Here is a 15,295-nt window from a genome sequence, read left to right as displayed (position 1 = left end):
CAACGAATGCCGACCCAATTATTAATTGATGGATATAGCCTATTATTTCGGGCGTATCATGCCTTGCCGCCTTTGACGACTCGATCGGGAGCACCCACCGGGGCTGTTCATGGGTTCACCGCCATGCTGGTGCGCATTACCGAGGAAGAGCGGCCGGATCGACTGATGGTGGTGTTTGACGCGCCCCAGCCGACATTTCGTCACGAGCAGTATCCTCTCTACAAGGCTCAACGTCTGGAGGCGCCCGATGAATTTCGCCAGCAAGTGCCGGTGGTGCTGGAACTGTTGTCGAAATTAGGGGTTCCGGTGCTTGCGGTGCCAGGATTTGAAGCGGATGACACCCTTGGCACGTTGGCGCTGCGAGGATTAGAGGAAGGGTACCAGTCCCTGATTGTGACGGGGGACCGTGATTTGCTGCAACTTGCGAGAGACGGTATTACCATCCTCTTGACCTCCCGGTCTGGGATTAGCGACCTGGACCGACTGGACCGGGCCGGAGTCAAGCAAAAGATGGGCGTTTTTCCGGAACAGGTCCCTGACTTAAAGGGACTGATGGGGGACAGTTCGGATAATATTCCGGGAGTGGCAGGCATTGGTCAAAAGTCGGCTCTGGCCTTAATCGAAGCGTATGGAACGGTCGAAAATTTAGTCGCCCACCTCGATGAATTAACCAGCGCTCGATGGCAAAAGGCTCTGATCGGTCACGAAGAGGAAGCTCGACGCTATCGCGATTTAGCGACCATTGTGACCACCGTGCCGATTGATTGGACTCCACAGGAAAAAGAACCATTTCGGTGGCGAGTCGACCAGACTGTGAGTCAATATTTAGAGGAATGGGAGTTGTACTCGCTCAAAAAAAAGCTGGGCATGGAGGCAACCGAGAAGCCCGATTTGGACGTGGAGTCAGGCGAGCTCTTGGCCGCTCCTCAACTGGTGGATGAAGAGACTTTTTCCTGGTCGAGCGAGGTGATTTACGGCACCTTTGGAGAGGAAGACGCGTTATGGATCTATCATCCCGGGACGAATGAAATCGTGAAACGAGTACCTGGGGATTTTCCTTCTGCCCCGGTCCAACTAGCTGGATGGGGCGTGAAGGAGATCTATCGCGGATTGCTCAAAGAAAAGCGTCCGCTTCCTCACTTTGTTCGTGACGTCAAGATTGAAGCCTATCTTATTGATTCGGAACGACGAGAATATGCCATTGAGGGTCTGATGCGGGAGTCGCGCTTTCACGTGAGCGGAGACGGGGCCATGGCGGTGGCGGTGAGTGCGTTAACCGATCGCCAATTTTTAAAGCTCAAAGAGTGGGAGATGGAGGGGCTCTATTGTGATGTGGAGCTTCCTTTAGCTCGGATACTGGCATCAATGGAAGCATGGGGAATACTGGTGGATCGTGGGCGCCTAAGCGATCTAGGCGAGGAATTGAAAAAATCCCTAGGGGAATTGGAACAAGAGATTTATGAGCTCAGTGGGGGAGAACCATTTAATATTAACTCGCAGCGGCAATTAGGCGAGGTACTATTTTCGCGATTGCATCTGCCGACCATGAAAAAGACCAAGACCGGCTATTCGACGGACGCAGAGACGTTGGAAAGCTTGAAGCCACTGCATCCGATTGTGGAAAAAATATTGCTGTATCGGCAATTGATGAAGGTGCAAGGCACTTATGTCGACGGACTTTTGCCCCTCATTGAGGATGATATGCGCATTCATACCACCTATCATCAGACCGTGACGGCGACAGGGCGTCTTTCGTCAAGCGATCCGAATTTACAAAATATCCCGATTCGATTGCCGGTCGGGAGACGGGTTCGCGAGGTTTTTGTTCCGTCATCGGAACGCACGCTGTTAGCGGCCGATTATTCACAAATCGAACTGCGTATACTGGCCCATCTTTCTGGAGATGAGAATCTGATCCAAGCGTTTGTGGACGGTGAGGATATTCATCGTCGGACGGCCTCGGAAATTTTCAATATTCCCTTGGATTCGGTGGACGCGACTTGGCGAAGTCGTGCCAAAGCCGTGAACTTTGGCATCATTTATGGAATCTCGGACTTTGGCCTGTCACGGGATACCGGGGTTTCTCGGACCGAAGCTAAAGATTACATTACGCGATACTACGCTCGATACCCCAAGCTTAAGAGTTACTTCGAGGAGATTATTGCTGGGGCCGCGCGCGACGGTTATGTCACGACCATCTTAGGCAGGCGGCGGCTGCTTCCGGAAATTCTGTCCAAGAATCATGTGCGGCGCCAGTATGCAGAGCGCATGGCGACCAATACCGTGATCCAAGGCAGTGCGGCGGATTTAATGAAGGTAGCAATGCTGCGCATTGAAGAAGGCATGCATGAAGAGTCCTTTAAGAGTGTCATGATGCTGCAAGTGCATGATGAACTGATTTGGGATGCCTTTCCTGACGAATTACCGTCGTTAGTGGGTCTGGCTCGCACCAACATGACGGAAGCGATGACGTTAACCGTGCCCTTGGTGGTGGAGTTTAAATCGGGGGACAATTGGGAATCTATGCATTTTCTGGGAGATGAATAGCTGTGCCCGAGCTTCCAGAAGTCGAGACCATTCGACGCTATTTAGAGAGTGCTATTGTCGGTAAGTCAGTGGTTGCCGTGCCGCATTTGGATGAAAGAATGGTTAAACGCTCTCCGTTGGCCGCTGGAGATATTCGGCAGCGACTGACCGGCCAAGTATTTGATACAATGACGCGCAAGGGTAAGTTTCTCTTTTTGGGATTAGCCTCGGGGGATGCGTTATTGGTGCATTTGGGAATGAGTGGCCGGCTGGTGGTAGACTCACCAGACGCCCCGCTGCGGGCTCATACGCATCTCATTGTGAGCTTAGGGGAGAGCGAAGTGCGATTGAGCGATCCACGGCGGTTTGGCCGTATTGCTTGGGTTCCTGTGGGAAGTCCCGAGAGAGGCTCGATGGGAATCGAACCACTGTCCCCGGCATTTGGCGGGGAGGCGTTGCTTACGATATTCAAAGGACGCAAGGTCGCGGTGAAAACGGCTCTTCTCAATCAAACGTTGGTGGCCGGACTGGGCAATATTTATGCCGATGAGGCCCTCTATGATGCCAAAATTCATCCATTACGCTCGGCGGGTGGCCTGGACGTCACGGAGGCAAAACGGTTGGTGCGCGCCATTAAGAAGGTACTAAGAGCCTCGATTGCTCACCGAGGCACCTCGTTTTCCGATTATGTGGATGCCTTAGGACATCCCGGTGAGAATCAAGATTATCTAGCCGTTTATGGCCGCGAGGGGGCGCCGTGTCGTCGATGTGGTCAGGGGATAGCGCGACTCGTCATTGGGGGACGCTCGAGCCACTATTGTCCCACTTGTCAGCCGGCGACACCGGTAAAAATTAAGGGGGAACGATGATGCAAAAGTGGAGTTTACTATTCGAATCGGAACAACTGGCACAAGAGACGGTTGAGTTGCTGTGGGATCGATGGGGTGTCCGAGGAGAAATTGAACTGGTGCCCTTAGAAGGTCAGTTTAAGCTTGACATCATTGCTGAAACCGATTTAACCGGACAGCAAATTGAGCAATTGCCAGGGAAGAGAGCGTAAATGAAGGGACGATGGTGGCCGTGGTTATTGTTGGTTCTTGCGCTGGTTCCCGCACTTTTAATTACCACACCAAAGCACACGATTCCGGCAACACCTAGCCATACCGTAAGCGAAGCAATCTTTCAAAACCCGAATACCTTGGATCCTGCCTTAGCCGCGACCACCAGCGATTGGGCGGTGGATACTAATATCTTTTCACCTTTGTTCGTGGTGACGGCGAATGGCACGGTGCAGCCCAATTTGGTCACTCGTTACACCATTTCTGGCACCACGATAACCTTGGTGTTGGGCAAAGAGAAAGTCGCCTCGGGAGCCACGGTGACCGCGGCGATGGTTGCGGGCGCCTTGAGTCGCCCATTGTGGCCATCGGTTCATTCTGCGACGGCGGCGACCTTGTTACACGAGGTCAAAGGCAGTTCGGCGGTGATGGCGGGAAAGTCGACGTATCTCCGTGGAGTGACGGTGATCGATGAATCTACATTAGCCATTCAGTTGAAACGACCCGTTACTACCGCATTTTTACGGAACTTGGCCAATCCCGCATTGTCGATAGTGCCCACCACCGATATGACACAGGGGGGCAGTAATTGGCAATTAACCAATCTCTTTGGCACCGGAGGATATCAATTGAGTAATTGGATGCCTAATGGATTTCTCACCTTTTCGAAGGTGTCCGGTCGAGGACCCAAAGACATCACACTTACGGTATACCAATCCTTTACTGAGGCGCTACAGAGTTTTCGCAATCAAGGTGTGAACGTGGTTCCGGTTCAAGCAGCACAACTCAATGCGGTTCCGAAGTCGGCTCGCGGCAACCTTCGCGCCCTAGGGTCAGGGGGCACCTTGTCGCTGTACTACCGGTCTGGAGCGCATGGTATTTCTGCTTATCCTGCCGTAAAAATCTCGCATTGGGTGGCTCGCAGTTTGGGTGGACTGCGTGCCGAGAGTACGGTGTGGCCGAGTCACGTGCCCGAAGGTCGTCCGATGACGGTCTATGTCAATGCCAATCAACCCGATGCGATACAGTTGGCAAAGACCTTGAAGAGTTTAGAACCCACTAAGGTGTCATACGTCATGGTCTCTGCCACGACGCTCAAGCATCTCGCTCAAAGTGGACGGATTGGCGCCTATATTGGTGAAGTGAATTGGTTTCACTCGTCGGTAGAGGTTCCCTTGGTGCCGGCGCGGTCGTATTGGTTGGTGTCGTCCAATATCGGTGGGCTCTCTTTGTCGTCTAACGGCAGCTTACGTTGGCATAGCATTCGTCTCAAGTGATTACGATCAGGGAGGGGTGGATGACGGGTGAAGCTTCTAGGACTGACCGGAGGCATCGGTAGCGGCAAGAGCTCTGTGAGCCGACTGCTGGAGAGCTATGGGGCCTATGTCATTGATGCAGACAAGATCACGCACCACCTGGAACGTCGTGGTGCGGTAGTCTGGCACCAGATTCGAGAGGCATTCGGATGGGCGATGCTAAAGAGCGATGGGGAACTTGACCGTAAGCGGCTGGGACATGTTGTGTTTGGTAATATTCAGGACCGAGAGAGACTCAATCACATTGTCCACCCGGCCGTACAAGCCGAAATTCGCCAGCAGATTAAGATGGCCAGGGAACGAGGAGAGTCGATCGCCGTGCTCGATGTCCCGCTGCTCATCGAAGGCGGTCTCTACCAAATTGTGGATCTGGTGTGGGTGGTCTACGTGGATCCCGATGATCAGGTGGAGCGCATACAGCGGCGCGATGGCATTAGCGAAGAGGCAGCCTGGCAACGAGTACGGGCCCAAATGCCCTTGAAAGATAAATTGCGCTATGCCGATCAGGTCATCGATAATCGGGGCCCTTGGAAGAACGTGGAGGAAGTGGTTCATACGTTATGGCAAAACGTCGCGTCCGGCGAGTAGTCCGCTTTCGGTTGATTATCATTGTGGTCGTCATGATGGCGATCGGATTTTTATATTCTTGGGCGCCCTTCCCGTATCAAACCGAGGTGATGGCGGCGGCAGGAAAGAATGCGCTCAATCCCTATTTGGTTGCCGCGGTTATCCGAGTGGAGAGCCGTTTTCGACCGGCGGTCGTAAGCCGTCGCGGGGCAGTAGGCCTCATGCAATTGATGCCAACGACCGGCGATTGGATAGCCCGAAAGATGCAATGGACCACTGTCCCACCATTGACGCATCCCTCCACCAATATCGCTCTTGGAACCTGGTACTTGAATTACCTGAAAGCACGATTCAACAATAATATGACACTGACCCTCGCAGCCTATAATGGCGGTCCCGAAACGGTTGATCGGTGGCTGCAATCCGGGGTCTTGAGCCCCTCCCAGCGGTCCTTTAACCCCATCCCGTATCCGGAAACCCGCAACTTTGTGCGACGTGTGAAAGACTTTGAACGTGCGTATGCAGTCATGTATTTCTGGTTGCGGTTTAGTAAACACTTCCCACGGGGGGTGGTTTCGACGGCAAAAGTGATGTCGGAAGAAACAAAACTTAAGCTGAGTGAGCGTCTCGGTATTGATGACATCGTGCGCCAAGAAGGCTGGGGTGGGGTGCCTGCCAGACAGTGTGGAAACTTGGTGCGCGAGGCAATTCGCCTTGCTGAAGAAGAGCTAGCCCGGACTTAACCCTCGGCTGCAGCGGAGCATTTACTCCGCTGCAGGTTTGCTTTCGGTCGATAGCACTGGGAAGATGAATACGCCGTCCTCGACAGGGTGTGATCCCAAGACGAGACTATGATCTGAACTGAGTGGATAAATGTCATTTGGCCTTAGTGCTAGTGCACGGTCTTCGTCCTCCGCTATCGCCAGAATGGGGAGGTTAACAGGCGGTGCCATGGCCACTTTCTCACGATCTAGATTATCATCCGTGATGGACCGAAGCTCTTGACTGCGGCGAATGTCTGCCCAAATGCTGGTCGCGGTCGCGAGGCCGCCCGCTCCTGGGCCTTGGGCCCAGTAATGGCCCGCTGCACTGAATACGCCGATGCCGTTGGTGGTACCTTGCAATTGGCCGAGAAGACTATGCATGGGTACCGCCATAGGGGATACTTGGGCCGCCACTTGGTCCCCGTGAATGCGCTCAGCGATGGCTACCTGTCGCAGAACATAGCCTGCCCGAGCGAGGCGTCGGAATAGCTGGGGAGACCAGGGCTTAACACCAGACACGGCGATGTGGTCAGGATGCACCCAGCGCTCCATGCCTAGGTGGATGAGCAGTACCAGTTTTCTCACGGCGTCGTGCCCCTCGATGTCCGCCGTGGGATCGGCTTCGGCATAGCCTTGTAATTGGGCCTCGTGCAATACCGCTTCGAACGATGCTCCGCGACTCATTGCGGTCAAAAGATAATTGGATGTGCCATTGACGATTCCGTATATGCGGTCAATGGGTGCCGACGAGAGGTGGCGCGAAAGCGGTTCCAATATCGGAATCCCTCCACCGACACTGGCTTCATATCCGAGAAAGGTTTTATTCCTGATGCTTTCGAGAAGCAGCTCTGGACCATGATAGGCCATCACTTCCTTGTTGGCGGTGACCACCGCCTTGCCGTTGCGGAGCGCATCTAGAATCCACTCTCTGGGATGCTCTTTTCCTCCACTAGCTTCAACGAGCAAATGGATGTTGGGATCATGTATCATATCGTACGGGTCTTGGGTCAAAGGAATGGAACTGACTGATCGCACCTTGGTGATATCTCGTACTAACGCCCGCGTGATAGCATAGTGAACGCCGTCAAAGTCATGGCACAAGGTGGCCACAGCTTGACCTACGGTGCCAAAGCCCAGTAGTCCTATGTTTACCTTATGCACAGCCACTCTCCTCGTCTGAGTGTTCTCTCAAAGCCGCTTTCTATACTAGACAAGCCTAGCGTGGTTGGCAATCTATGTGAGCGGGGATAGGAACCGACCGGCATAGGCATCCCGATGGTTTTTACGGACTACGGCCATTCCGTGGGGCAGGGTGAGCGGCGCGCCGGTGGGACTGAGGACTTTGATGGGATGCTGCAGTATCGTTATGGGTAAAGAAACCCGCTGAAGGTCCTGGAGCGGCACGTAACCGAGTCCTTGCTGGGCGCCTCTCCACTCGAGCTGCGCATACGCTCTGTCACCTATGGTGACCGTGGCATCCATCACACTATAGCTTCCTCGCGGAATGAATGCTTTGGCGATAGTGGTATATCCGGGGACCGGGCTAAGATGCGTCGTCACCAACAGTTTGACGGCTGCGGGGGGCCGTGGGTGCCACGCGTGGACCTGGCGTGGCAGTGTGGGTACATAAGGATGGCCCGTCCACCGGGGAATTGGGCCTTTAGCGGTTGCCACCATAGGGGCTCCCTGTGGGGTCACGCCTAACACCACGGCTGGCCCAGCAGGAGTGGATAGGGTGGGGGTAGACGCTACTGGGCTGAGCGCGATGGTCGGGACCGTGCCCGGTACCTGAAAGAGGGTGACCGCAGTGAGACCAGCATGTTTGACTCGATAGATTTCTCCCCAGAAAAGATGGGTACCAGTGGAGGACCACAAATCGCGCCAGGCGATCGCGACCTCTTCACCCGATTTTAACGAGGCTTTAGGGATGGCTGTGGCGGCGTCACCGGAGAGCTGCAGTGCCTCTAACTCCCACGCCGGGCGTGACAGCACAGCTAACGGCAAGTTGTTCTCGGCGGTGTTGTGCGCATCAACTAAAAGCGGGTGAGCGTGCACGATCAGGGCGGTATGTGACCATACGGTTGGAGAGGCTGATTGACCAAGATGAGCATAGCGAAATAGCACCATATCTCCGGGCTGAAGGGCACTTAGAGGAATCACCTGAGCAAAACCGCGAGTCAACAGAAAGTAACTGAGTCGATCCACATTTACGAGTACGGGCCAACGTGGACTCTGTTGAGAGACTAAGGGGATCGGAACACCCCCAGCGGCCAGTGACCGGCCCACGAACTCGGCGCATTGGAATTGTGGTTGGAACCATCCAGCATGGGGAACACGGCGTTGGAAGAGGTCGTGCCCATTGAGCGTGGCCCATCCGCGTTGACCGTTGGCGAGCGTCCAATTCCAATGTTGGTGGGCGTAGCGGATGCTGAGAGGCACACGATAGCGGCTAGGGTTGAGGAGCAGCAAAAAGAAAGGTATCACAATTGCTAAGAGCGCTGCCCATCGGGTTTTCGAATGCATAATTCTCCCACTTTCTTTGCAGTCTATATCCTAGCTTTACACGGCAGGGAACCGAGCATTCGCAAAGGAGTGATGATGTGGTACGGGTATGGCTTCTCGGATTGTGGTTGTTAATGGTGCCTAACACACCGGCACCAGCGTTTTTAGCGCCTCACGGTGGGCGGCTTTGGGCGCAGGTGGAAAAGGTGCCAGGGCGCGAGGCGCCAGTGGTCGCGGAAAAATTGCCGGGTGAAGCGCAGGCGCGAGAAATGAAGTTGCCCTATATGCTCGCGACGCGAACCACCAATTACTATCACGCGACGCCGTCTCAAGGGAAGAATATTGAACTGGTGGCGCGGCGCTTAAATGGGACGGTGGTTCCCCCGGGAGCCGTATTCTCGTATTATGATCGGGTGGGGCCGTATACCACAGAAAACGGCTTTGGCTGGGGGCGAATGTTTGTCGGCGATCGCATTGTGCCCTCAATTGGGGGAGGTGTCTGCCAAGGATCCAGCACCTTGTACTCGGCGCTACTGCGTACTGGTCTTCCCATTTTAGAACGGCATCAGCATGGGCTGACGGTGCCTTACTTGCCACCCGGAGAAGATGCGACGGTGGCTTCCGACTATCTCAATTTTCGTTTTCGAAATAATCGTAGCACCCCGATTCTCATTGCTGCCCACGCTGCCGACCGCCATCTCACGGTGAGTATTTATGGAGCCACCCCAGGCCCGGAAATTGTGGTCAAACACCAGATTTTGGAGGAGTATCCCTATCGAACGGTGACCCAATACAATCACACCTTAAAGGCGGGGGAGGAAAAAGTCTTGGCTCCGGGACAGAAGGGAGTAAAAGTCAAAACCTGGCTCGAAATCAAAACCCCATCGGGAACAGAAATTAAAAATCTCGGAATTGACCGTTATCGCCCCAGCCCACGAATTGTGGAAGTCGGCACCCTGAAGTCGCATTAACGTGTCATGAAAGCCCGATCGCTCCTCATAAGGATGGACGAGGAGTGAGGCGGATTGAGTATAGGATTAGGACTGGCATTCGTGATTGTCATAAGGCTTGTGGCGTTGTCCACAGAACGCATCGCCTTTTCTCAATTGGGACGCGAACGGTCGGTTTTAGCAACCACAGCGGTGGCCTACGGAGGCGCCGCTGCGTTTTTGTGGGTCATTGTTCTTATCATCGGTCAGTCCCAATTTCTATGGCAGGCTTTTTGGCCGGGGGCTATTTATGCCGTCTCGTATGCCTTATATACGGCGGCTCTGGCCGCAGGACCAGTGAGCATCGTCAGTACCTTTGCTAACGCCACCACGGTGATTCTTTTTCTTCTCAACCCGCGCTGGGATGTCGCCTCGATTGTGGCGATCGCTAGCTTTGTGATGGGAGCGCTGTTATTTTTGCCGTCCTCCAAAGGGGGGCGTCCTGCGGTGATATGGATGCTGTTAAGTGATGTGGCCTTGGCCTCAGGGCGACTACTGGATGTACACAATCAAGGGTTACCGGAGCTTCCTTACGCGGCTAGTTTGTTTAGCTCGGTGATGGTGTGGTTAAGCGTGCCGATCACGCTCTATGGCTTGTGGCCTGAAGTGATCTCGAGTGCTCGACTGCGCCCGAATTGGGCCGTGCTTGCGTCCGTGGCCAATGGCACGGCCTACTTGACGGTGCTCGAGCTACTCGGTCGAATGACAGCGACGGCCGTCGAAGCGATATCGGCCGGGGCGGGGATATTGGCGACGATGGCGGGGCTGATATGGTTGCATGAAGGAGATGTCCGTCGACGCATTACGGCGGCGAGCTTAATGACTGTCGGGACCATTATTCTGGTCTACAATCAAGTGGCCAGGATAGGGTAAAATAGAGATACAAGGGGTGCGAAGCATGAAAATTTACACCAAAAGCGGAGACATGGGTGAGACCTCCCTATGGGGCAAGGCCGGGGTGAAGCGGACTCGTAAGGATTCTCTGCGTGTGGAAGCATATGGGACCGTTGATGAGGCCAATGGATTGTTGGGAATGGCTCGAACCGAAAACTTGGGCGATACCCGTTTAGACGCGATGCTATTGCAGATCCAAAATCGCCTGTTTGCTTTGGGAGCCGATCTCTCCAATTTGGCGGATAGTCGAGATAATCGCATTTCCAGTGTGGACGTGGATCAGCTTGAACACTGGATTGATGACTTGGAGGAGGGGCTCACTCCCCTGAAGACCTTCATTTTACCGGGAGGCACCAAGGCTTCAGCATGGTTGCATCTGGCGCGTACGGTGATTCGGCGGGCCGAACGCCGCTTGGTCACTTTTCTTGACGAGGATTCAAGTTATGGTGTGCAATTAAAATATCTTAATCGATTGTCCGATTTCTTGTTTGTGGCTGCCCGCGCAGCTAATGCATCTTTCAGCATAGCCGACGAACCGGCAAAATTTTAGGAGGAGCGACATGGAACAGCGCCAGTTCAGTCTAGACGAAGTGAATAGCATCCTCCCTCAGCTCCGAGAAGAGCTCCACGAATTGAGCGAGATGCAGCATGCCGCACGGGAACTCTATGAAGAAATGAGAGACATGCGAGAAGTAGGGTATCGATCAGACGGTAGTCTCATTATGATGGCAGACTATCAAACCACCAAGCGGCAGTTTGATGAAATTGTGGCAAAGGCTAATCAGATTTTGAATACTATTAACCAACGAGGATGCCGGGTTACCGACGTGGAGGCGGGTCTCGTGGACTTTCCCTCTTCAGTGGAGGGCCTTGACGTCTATTTGTGCTGGAAAAAAGACGAGCCCGTGGTGGCCTTTTACCACGGACTCGACGAAGGGTTTGCTGGGCGACGCCCATTGCCACAGAACTGACTTCGCAACTAGACTAAGGATGAAGGCCTAATGCCTCGGCATGGGGCTTAAGTGTCTCGACAATAAAGGTAATAAAGGAGTCTAGGTCTTCACCCAGCCCTGATACGCCCTCATAGACATCTTGGCGATTGACCCCTCGAGCAAATCCTTTATCTTTTAATTTTTTGATGACAGAGCGAGCAGTGACCTCGGATAAACTTTGGCTGGGTCGAACTAAGGTGACTGCGACGACGAATCCCGTTAACTCGTCAGCGGCAAATATCGCCTTTTCCACCACTTGATCCCGTGAAAGGCCATTTTCGGTGACATGGGACTGAATCGCTTGGATGATGGCGTCGGGGAATCCTGCGTTAGCCAAGATTCTCCCTCCTTCAATGGTATGCTGACCAATATCTGGGTATTCTTCATAGTCAAAGTCATGTAAGAGACCGACCAATCCGAAGAACTCAGGATCCTGATGGTGCCTTATGGCAATGGCGCGCATGACGGCTTCCACCGCCAAGCCATGTTTGACCAGATTCTGGTTGCTTGTATGTTGGTGCAAGATCGCGAGAGCCTGATCCCGCGATGGTAGGATTCTCTCCACTAACGTTGCTCCCTTCGTTATAGGACATCATGGTTATTTGTTCATCTGCCCGGATTTTGCGTGTTGTGGCCCGTGCCAACTGTTATATGGGATTATGACTCACCAAACGGATATGGTTGGCCGAGCCATGCTTGGAAAGCCTGTTCTTGGTCACGGGTTCTCTGCGCTATCGGCACAAATTTCCATTGATCGGGACGTGATTCTTCGGGCCTGACGCTGATCCGTTCAATCGCTCCGTGGTGGGCAATATCCATTGTGAGTGCCCTCTCTGTAGAGTGAATCTGCAAGGCCTTTGTCCACTCGTCTCGGGAGGAGACCCGTACTTGGCTCACGGCTAAAATTTCGTCGTCGGGTGAGATCCCAGCACGTTCCCCGGGACTTTCTCGATAGACGGTAGCGGCGTACAACTTTCCGGCGCGCTCAATCGTTTCGATGCCGATCCAGACAGGGTGGGGTTCGTCAGGATGTTGAAAGGTTTTTTCTATCGCTAACCCGACGGTGGCCAAGAGATCTTCGTCAAACCATGCAGTGCCATGAACATACCGGTCCAGCGCGTCAGATAGGGGCTCTCCCCCAATCTCTTTGATGACACTCTCGATGGCTTCCTCGGGGAATCCTGCGTCGCCGTACGTATCCCATAACTTTCGCCAAATGCTATCAAGTCCCGAGTGTTCCTCCCGTTGCGCGCGCAATTGGAGATCGAGAAAGATGCCTAGCAGCGCTCCTTTGAGGTAATAGGAAATGGTGATGTTGGGGGTATTGGCGTCAGGGCGGTAGAGACGAATCCATGCCTCCAGCGAAGCTGATGCGAGCGAGGTCCACTCGCGTCCCGGCATTTGGGAGAGCTGATAGAGATTTTTCGCCCACTGTTCTAAGACATCGCGGGCAGGAATGGCCCCACTTTTGGCTAATAGCCATTGGGCGAAATAGTCGGTCAGGCCTTCCATGGCCCACAAGAGGGATGTATAGACTTCCTCTTGATAATTAAACGGCCCTAATTGCTCGGGCCTGAGACGTTTGACGTTCCAAAGATGAAAGTACTCATGGGCGAAAAGACTCAATAGTCGTTGATAGTGCCGGGGATTCTCAAAGAGATCGCGAGAGACCATGATGTTGGCTCCGTTGCGATGTTCGAGCCCCCCACCACCCTTGTCCGATATGGTGACAAAGAATCGGTAGTGAGGGTAGGGGAGAGAGCCGAAGATTGCCTCGGTACATGCAATAATTTGGCGCAGATGATCGATCAATTGGACCGGAGGGTTAGGGATGGTGCCGAATCCGCCCATGACGAGAATGTGCTCTACGTTATCGACAAGAAATGATGTCTGTGTCAATGAACCCAACTGAATGGGAGAATCGACCAACGTGTCATAGCTATCAGCCTGGTAGTGGTGTTTCTCTGGCCCTATTGTCTCCAAACTGGTAGCCACATCCCATCCTGGTGGCGGATCGATAATCACCTCCACGGGCCACGTCTTGCCGTTGTCTGCGTAGAGAAACAGCGAGGTTCCTGTGATGATCCCATATTGTCTGTCGAGGTAGCTGGTGCGGACGCTAAGTTCATACGCATATACCTCATATTCGACAGTAAGGCGAGTCGTCGTCTTACCCAGGTGAATGATCCATTGAGCTTTATTTTTGGGCGTGATGGAAAGCGGGGTTTTGTGGGCGTCCCAAGCTCGTAGCTGTACGAGGTGTCGGGCATACTCGCGAATCAGATAGGACCCCGGAGTCCAGGTAGGAAGCGACAAAACCACCTCTTCAAGCCCAGATGATGGGAGTTCCATGGTGACGTGGTAATAGTGTGTTTCGGGACTTGGCATACTAACACGATAGATCACTTGGCGATGAGATGACATAAAAGTCTCCTTTGTCGGTAGTCGGGGAAAGGTATCCTCACCTATGGTACAATTTTTTCCATGAGGATACGAATATCCTACTGCGCTGTGGAAAGGAATGGATAATGTGGCAAATCGTCCCGATATTGACGAACTCAATTTGATGACAGGTAAGAAGGCTCGTCTGCGTCGTCTCCTATACCATGCGGGTCCAGCTAATGGCACCCTAATGATTTTACCGATTGACCAGGGGTTAGAGCATGGACCCCGCGATTTCTTAGAAGCCCCCGAAAGTCAAGACCCCAATTTTCAGTTTCGCTTGGCGGTAGAGGGGCGCTTTTCAGCCATCGCGTGTCAGATTGGATTAGCGGAAAAGTACTATCCGAGCTATGCTGGAAAAATTCCGTTGGTTCTGAAGCTCAACGGAAAGACCGAAATTCCTTCGGATGCCGAACCTTTGTCGCCGCTGACAGCCTCGGTAGAAGATGCCGTCCGTTTGGGGGCGGATGCTGTGGGCTACACTTTGTATGTCGGTTCCTCGCGTCAAGACGAAGACTTTGCGCAATTTCGTGACGTACGACTTCACGCGAATCGTTACGGCATGCCGATTATTGTGTGGGCCTATCCTCGAGGCACCGATATTGAGGCTAAGGGAGGTAAGGATACCATTTATGCAGTAGACTATGCGGCACGAGTTGCCCAGGAGCTGGGGGCCGATGTGATTAAGTTGAATGTGCCGCGTATTGATGCGGACAAGCTCCTGAAGGCGCCCAAAGTCTACCAACGCGAGTGGACGACCGAATCGGCGCTGCGACAAGTCATCTTGTCCGCAGGCCATTCGTTGGTGATTTTCGCAGGAGGGGAACGGGGTGCGGAAGATGACGCCCTAAAAAAGGCGGAAGCGTGCCTTCAGGCGGGAGCCACAGGTCTCATCTTTGGACGCAATGTCTGGCAGCGATCGTTCAGCGAGGCAATGCACATGGCGCATTCCATTCACAGCCTGCTAGACCGGTATGGGGCGGAATCCCACTGACCGGTTACCATCCCCCAGTTTCTGGGGGATTTTTATTTTGTATTGGCTATGTGCAAGACGTAGTTGGATTTTCTCGTTTCTTGGCTCAAGCTTCCGTTCCCAGCACGACAGGCCAAGGGTGGAATATGCGGTTCGTATTGACTACCTGCGACCCTGCCGATGGTTGGAATCCGCATACAACGAGCCCCATAAACCATGGTCAAACCCAGACACTACTGCCGCTCCCTCGCCCCCGTTACGGCCGCATGTCG

The 15,295-nt window shown here is 53.5% G+C and carries 15 protein-coding genes; 11 read left to right on the top strand and 4 right to left on the bottom strand.

The window, feature by feature from the left end; all coding sequences use genetic code 11:
- The first annotated feature begins 6 nt into the window (after positions 1-6).
- Genes ACOJWD_RS08120 through ACOJWD_RS08095 form a run of 6 tightly spaced genes read left to right on the top strand, consistent with a single transcriptional unit; the run spans position 7 to position 6,210 of the window.
- A complete protein-coding gene (locus tag ACOJWD_RS08120; protein WP_486992722.1) occupies positions 7-2,547 on the top strand; it encodes a DNA polymerase I in 2,541 nt (846 codons plus the stop codon).
- Positions 2,548-2,549: 2 nt separating this feature from the next.
- Entirely contained in the window at positions 2,550-3,395 is an 846-nt protein-coding gene (gene mutM, locus ACOJWD_RS08115) for a bifunctional DNA-formamidopyrimidine glycosylase/DNA-(apurinic or apyrimidinic site) lyase (RefSeq protein WP_486992721.1), read from the top strand.
- Complete coding sequence (locus tag ACOJWD_RS08110) at positions 3,395-3,586, top strand: hypothetical protein (RefSeq protein WP_486992720.1); 192 nt, start codon at positions 3,395-3,397, stop codon at positions 3,584-3,586. Before mutM ends, ACOJWD_RS08110 begins: the two co-directional genes overlap by 1 nt.
- Complete coding sequence (locus ACOJWD_RS08105) at positions 3,587-4,861, top strand: ABC transporter substrate-binding protein (RefSeq protein WP_486992719.1); 1,275 nt, start codon at positions 3,587-3,589, stop codon at positions 4,859-4,861.
- Between the two features lie 27 nt (positions 4,862-4,888).
- The gene (gene coaE / locus ACOJWD_RS08100) at positions 4,889-5,488 is read left to right on the top strand and encodes a dephospho-CoA kinase (RefSeq protein WP_486992718.1); all 600 of its coding nucleotides are present in this window, start codon (positions 4,889-4,891) and stop codon (positions 5,486-5,488) included.
- Positions 5,461-6,210, top strand: a complete 750-nt coding sequence (locus ACOJWD_RS08095) for a transglycosylase SLT domain-containing protein (RefSeq protein ID WP_486992717.1) — start codon at positions 5,461-5,463, stop codon at positions 6,208-6,210. The genes coaE and ACOJWD_RS08095 overlap by 28 nt, the downstream gene beginning before the upstream one ends.
- Before the next feature lie 21 nt (positions 6,211-6,231).
- On the opposite strand, the gene ACOJWD_RS08090 is transcribed toward ACOJWD_RS08095, so the two are convergent.
- Both ACOJWD_RS08090 and ACOJWD_RS08085 read right to left on the bottom strand, forming a co-directional pair.
- On the bottom strand, positions 6,232-7,392 hold the full coding sequence (locus tag ACOJWD_RS08090; protein ID WP_486992716.1) for a homoserine dehydrogenase: 1,161 nt from the start codon (positions 7,390-7,392) through the stop codon (positions 6,232-6,234).
- A gap of 72 nt (positions 7,393-7,464) precedes the next feature.
- Complete coding sequence (locus tag ACOJWD_RS08085; RefSeq protein WP_486992715.1) at positions 7,465-8,754, bottom strand: hypothetical protein; 1,290 nt, start codon at positions 8,752-8,754, stop codon at positions 7,465-7,467.
- Positions 8,755-8,831: 77 nt separating this feature from the next.
- Here ACOJWD_RS08085 and ACOJWD_RS08080 point away from each other — a divergent pair, with 77 nt between their 5' ends.
- The 4 genes from ACOJWD_RS08080 to ACOJWD_RS08065 are packed head-to-tail and all read left to right on the top strand — an operon-like array spanning position 8,832 to position 11,587.
- On the top strand, positions 8,832-9,704 hold the full coding sequence (locus ACOJWD_RS08080) for a VanW family protein (protein ID WP_486992714.1): 873 nt from the start codon (positions 8,832-8,834) through the stop codon (positions 9,702-9,704).
- 54 nt (positions 9,705-9,758) lie between these two features.
- Positions 9,759-10,595: a hypothetical protein gene (locus tag ACOJWD_RS08075; RefSeq protein ID WP_486992713.1), complete on the top strand. Its 837-nt coding sequence runs from the start codon at positions 9,759-9,761 to the stop codon at positions 10,593-10,595.
- 25 nt (positions 10,596-10,620) lie between these two features.
- Complete coding sequence (locus ACOJWD_RS08070) at positions 10,621-11,166, top strand: cob(I)yrinic acid a,c-diamide adenosyltransferase (protein WP_486992712.1); 546 nt, start codon at positions 10,621-10,623, stop codon at positions 11,164-11,166.
- A 10-nt stretch (positions 11,167-11,176) separates the two neighbouring features.
- Positions 11,177-11,587, top strand: a complete 411-nt coding sequence (locus ACOJWD_RS08065; RefSeq protein WP_486992711.1) for a DUF2203 family protein — start codon at positions 11,177-11,179, stop codon at positions 11,585-11,587.
- A gap of 13 nt (positions 11,588-11,600) precedes the next feature.
- Here the strand turns inward: ACOJWD_RS08065 and ACOJWD_RS08060 are convergent, their stop codons facing one another.
- Positions 11,601-12,173 (bottom strand): HDIG domain-containing metalloprotein, encoded by a 573-nt coding sequence (locus ACOJWD_RS08060; RefSeq protein WP_486992710.1) that lies wholly within the window; start codon positions 12,171-12,173, stop codon positions 11,601-11,603.
- 92 nt (positions 12,174-12,265) lie between these two features.
- Positions 12,266-14,032: a M61 family metallopeptidase gene (locus tag ACOJWD_RS08055; RefSeq protein ID WP_486992709.1), complete on the bottom strand. Its 1,767-nt coding sequence runs from the start codon at positions 14,030-14,032 to the stop codon at positions 12,266-12,268.
- Between the two features lie 106 nt (positions 14,033-14,138).
- Here ACOJWD_RS08055 and ACOJWD_RS08050 point away from each other — a divergent pair, with 106 nt between their 5' ends.
- Complete coding sequence (locus ACOJWD_RS08050; RefSeq protein WP_486992708.1) at positions 14,139-15,044, top strand: class I fructose-bisphosphate aldolase; 906 nt, start codon at positions 14,139-14,141, stop codon at positions 15,042-15,044.
- Positions 15,045-15,295: the final 251 nt, after the last annotated feature.

Source organism: Sulfobacillus sp. TH-112 (genome assembly GCF_057473405.1).
The sequence above is the reverse complement of the archived record's forward strand: the minus strand, read 5'-3'. Positions and strand labels throughout refer to the sequence as shown.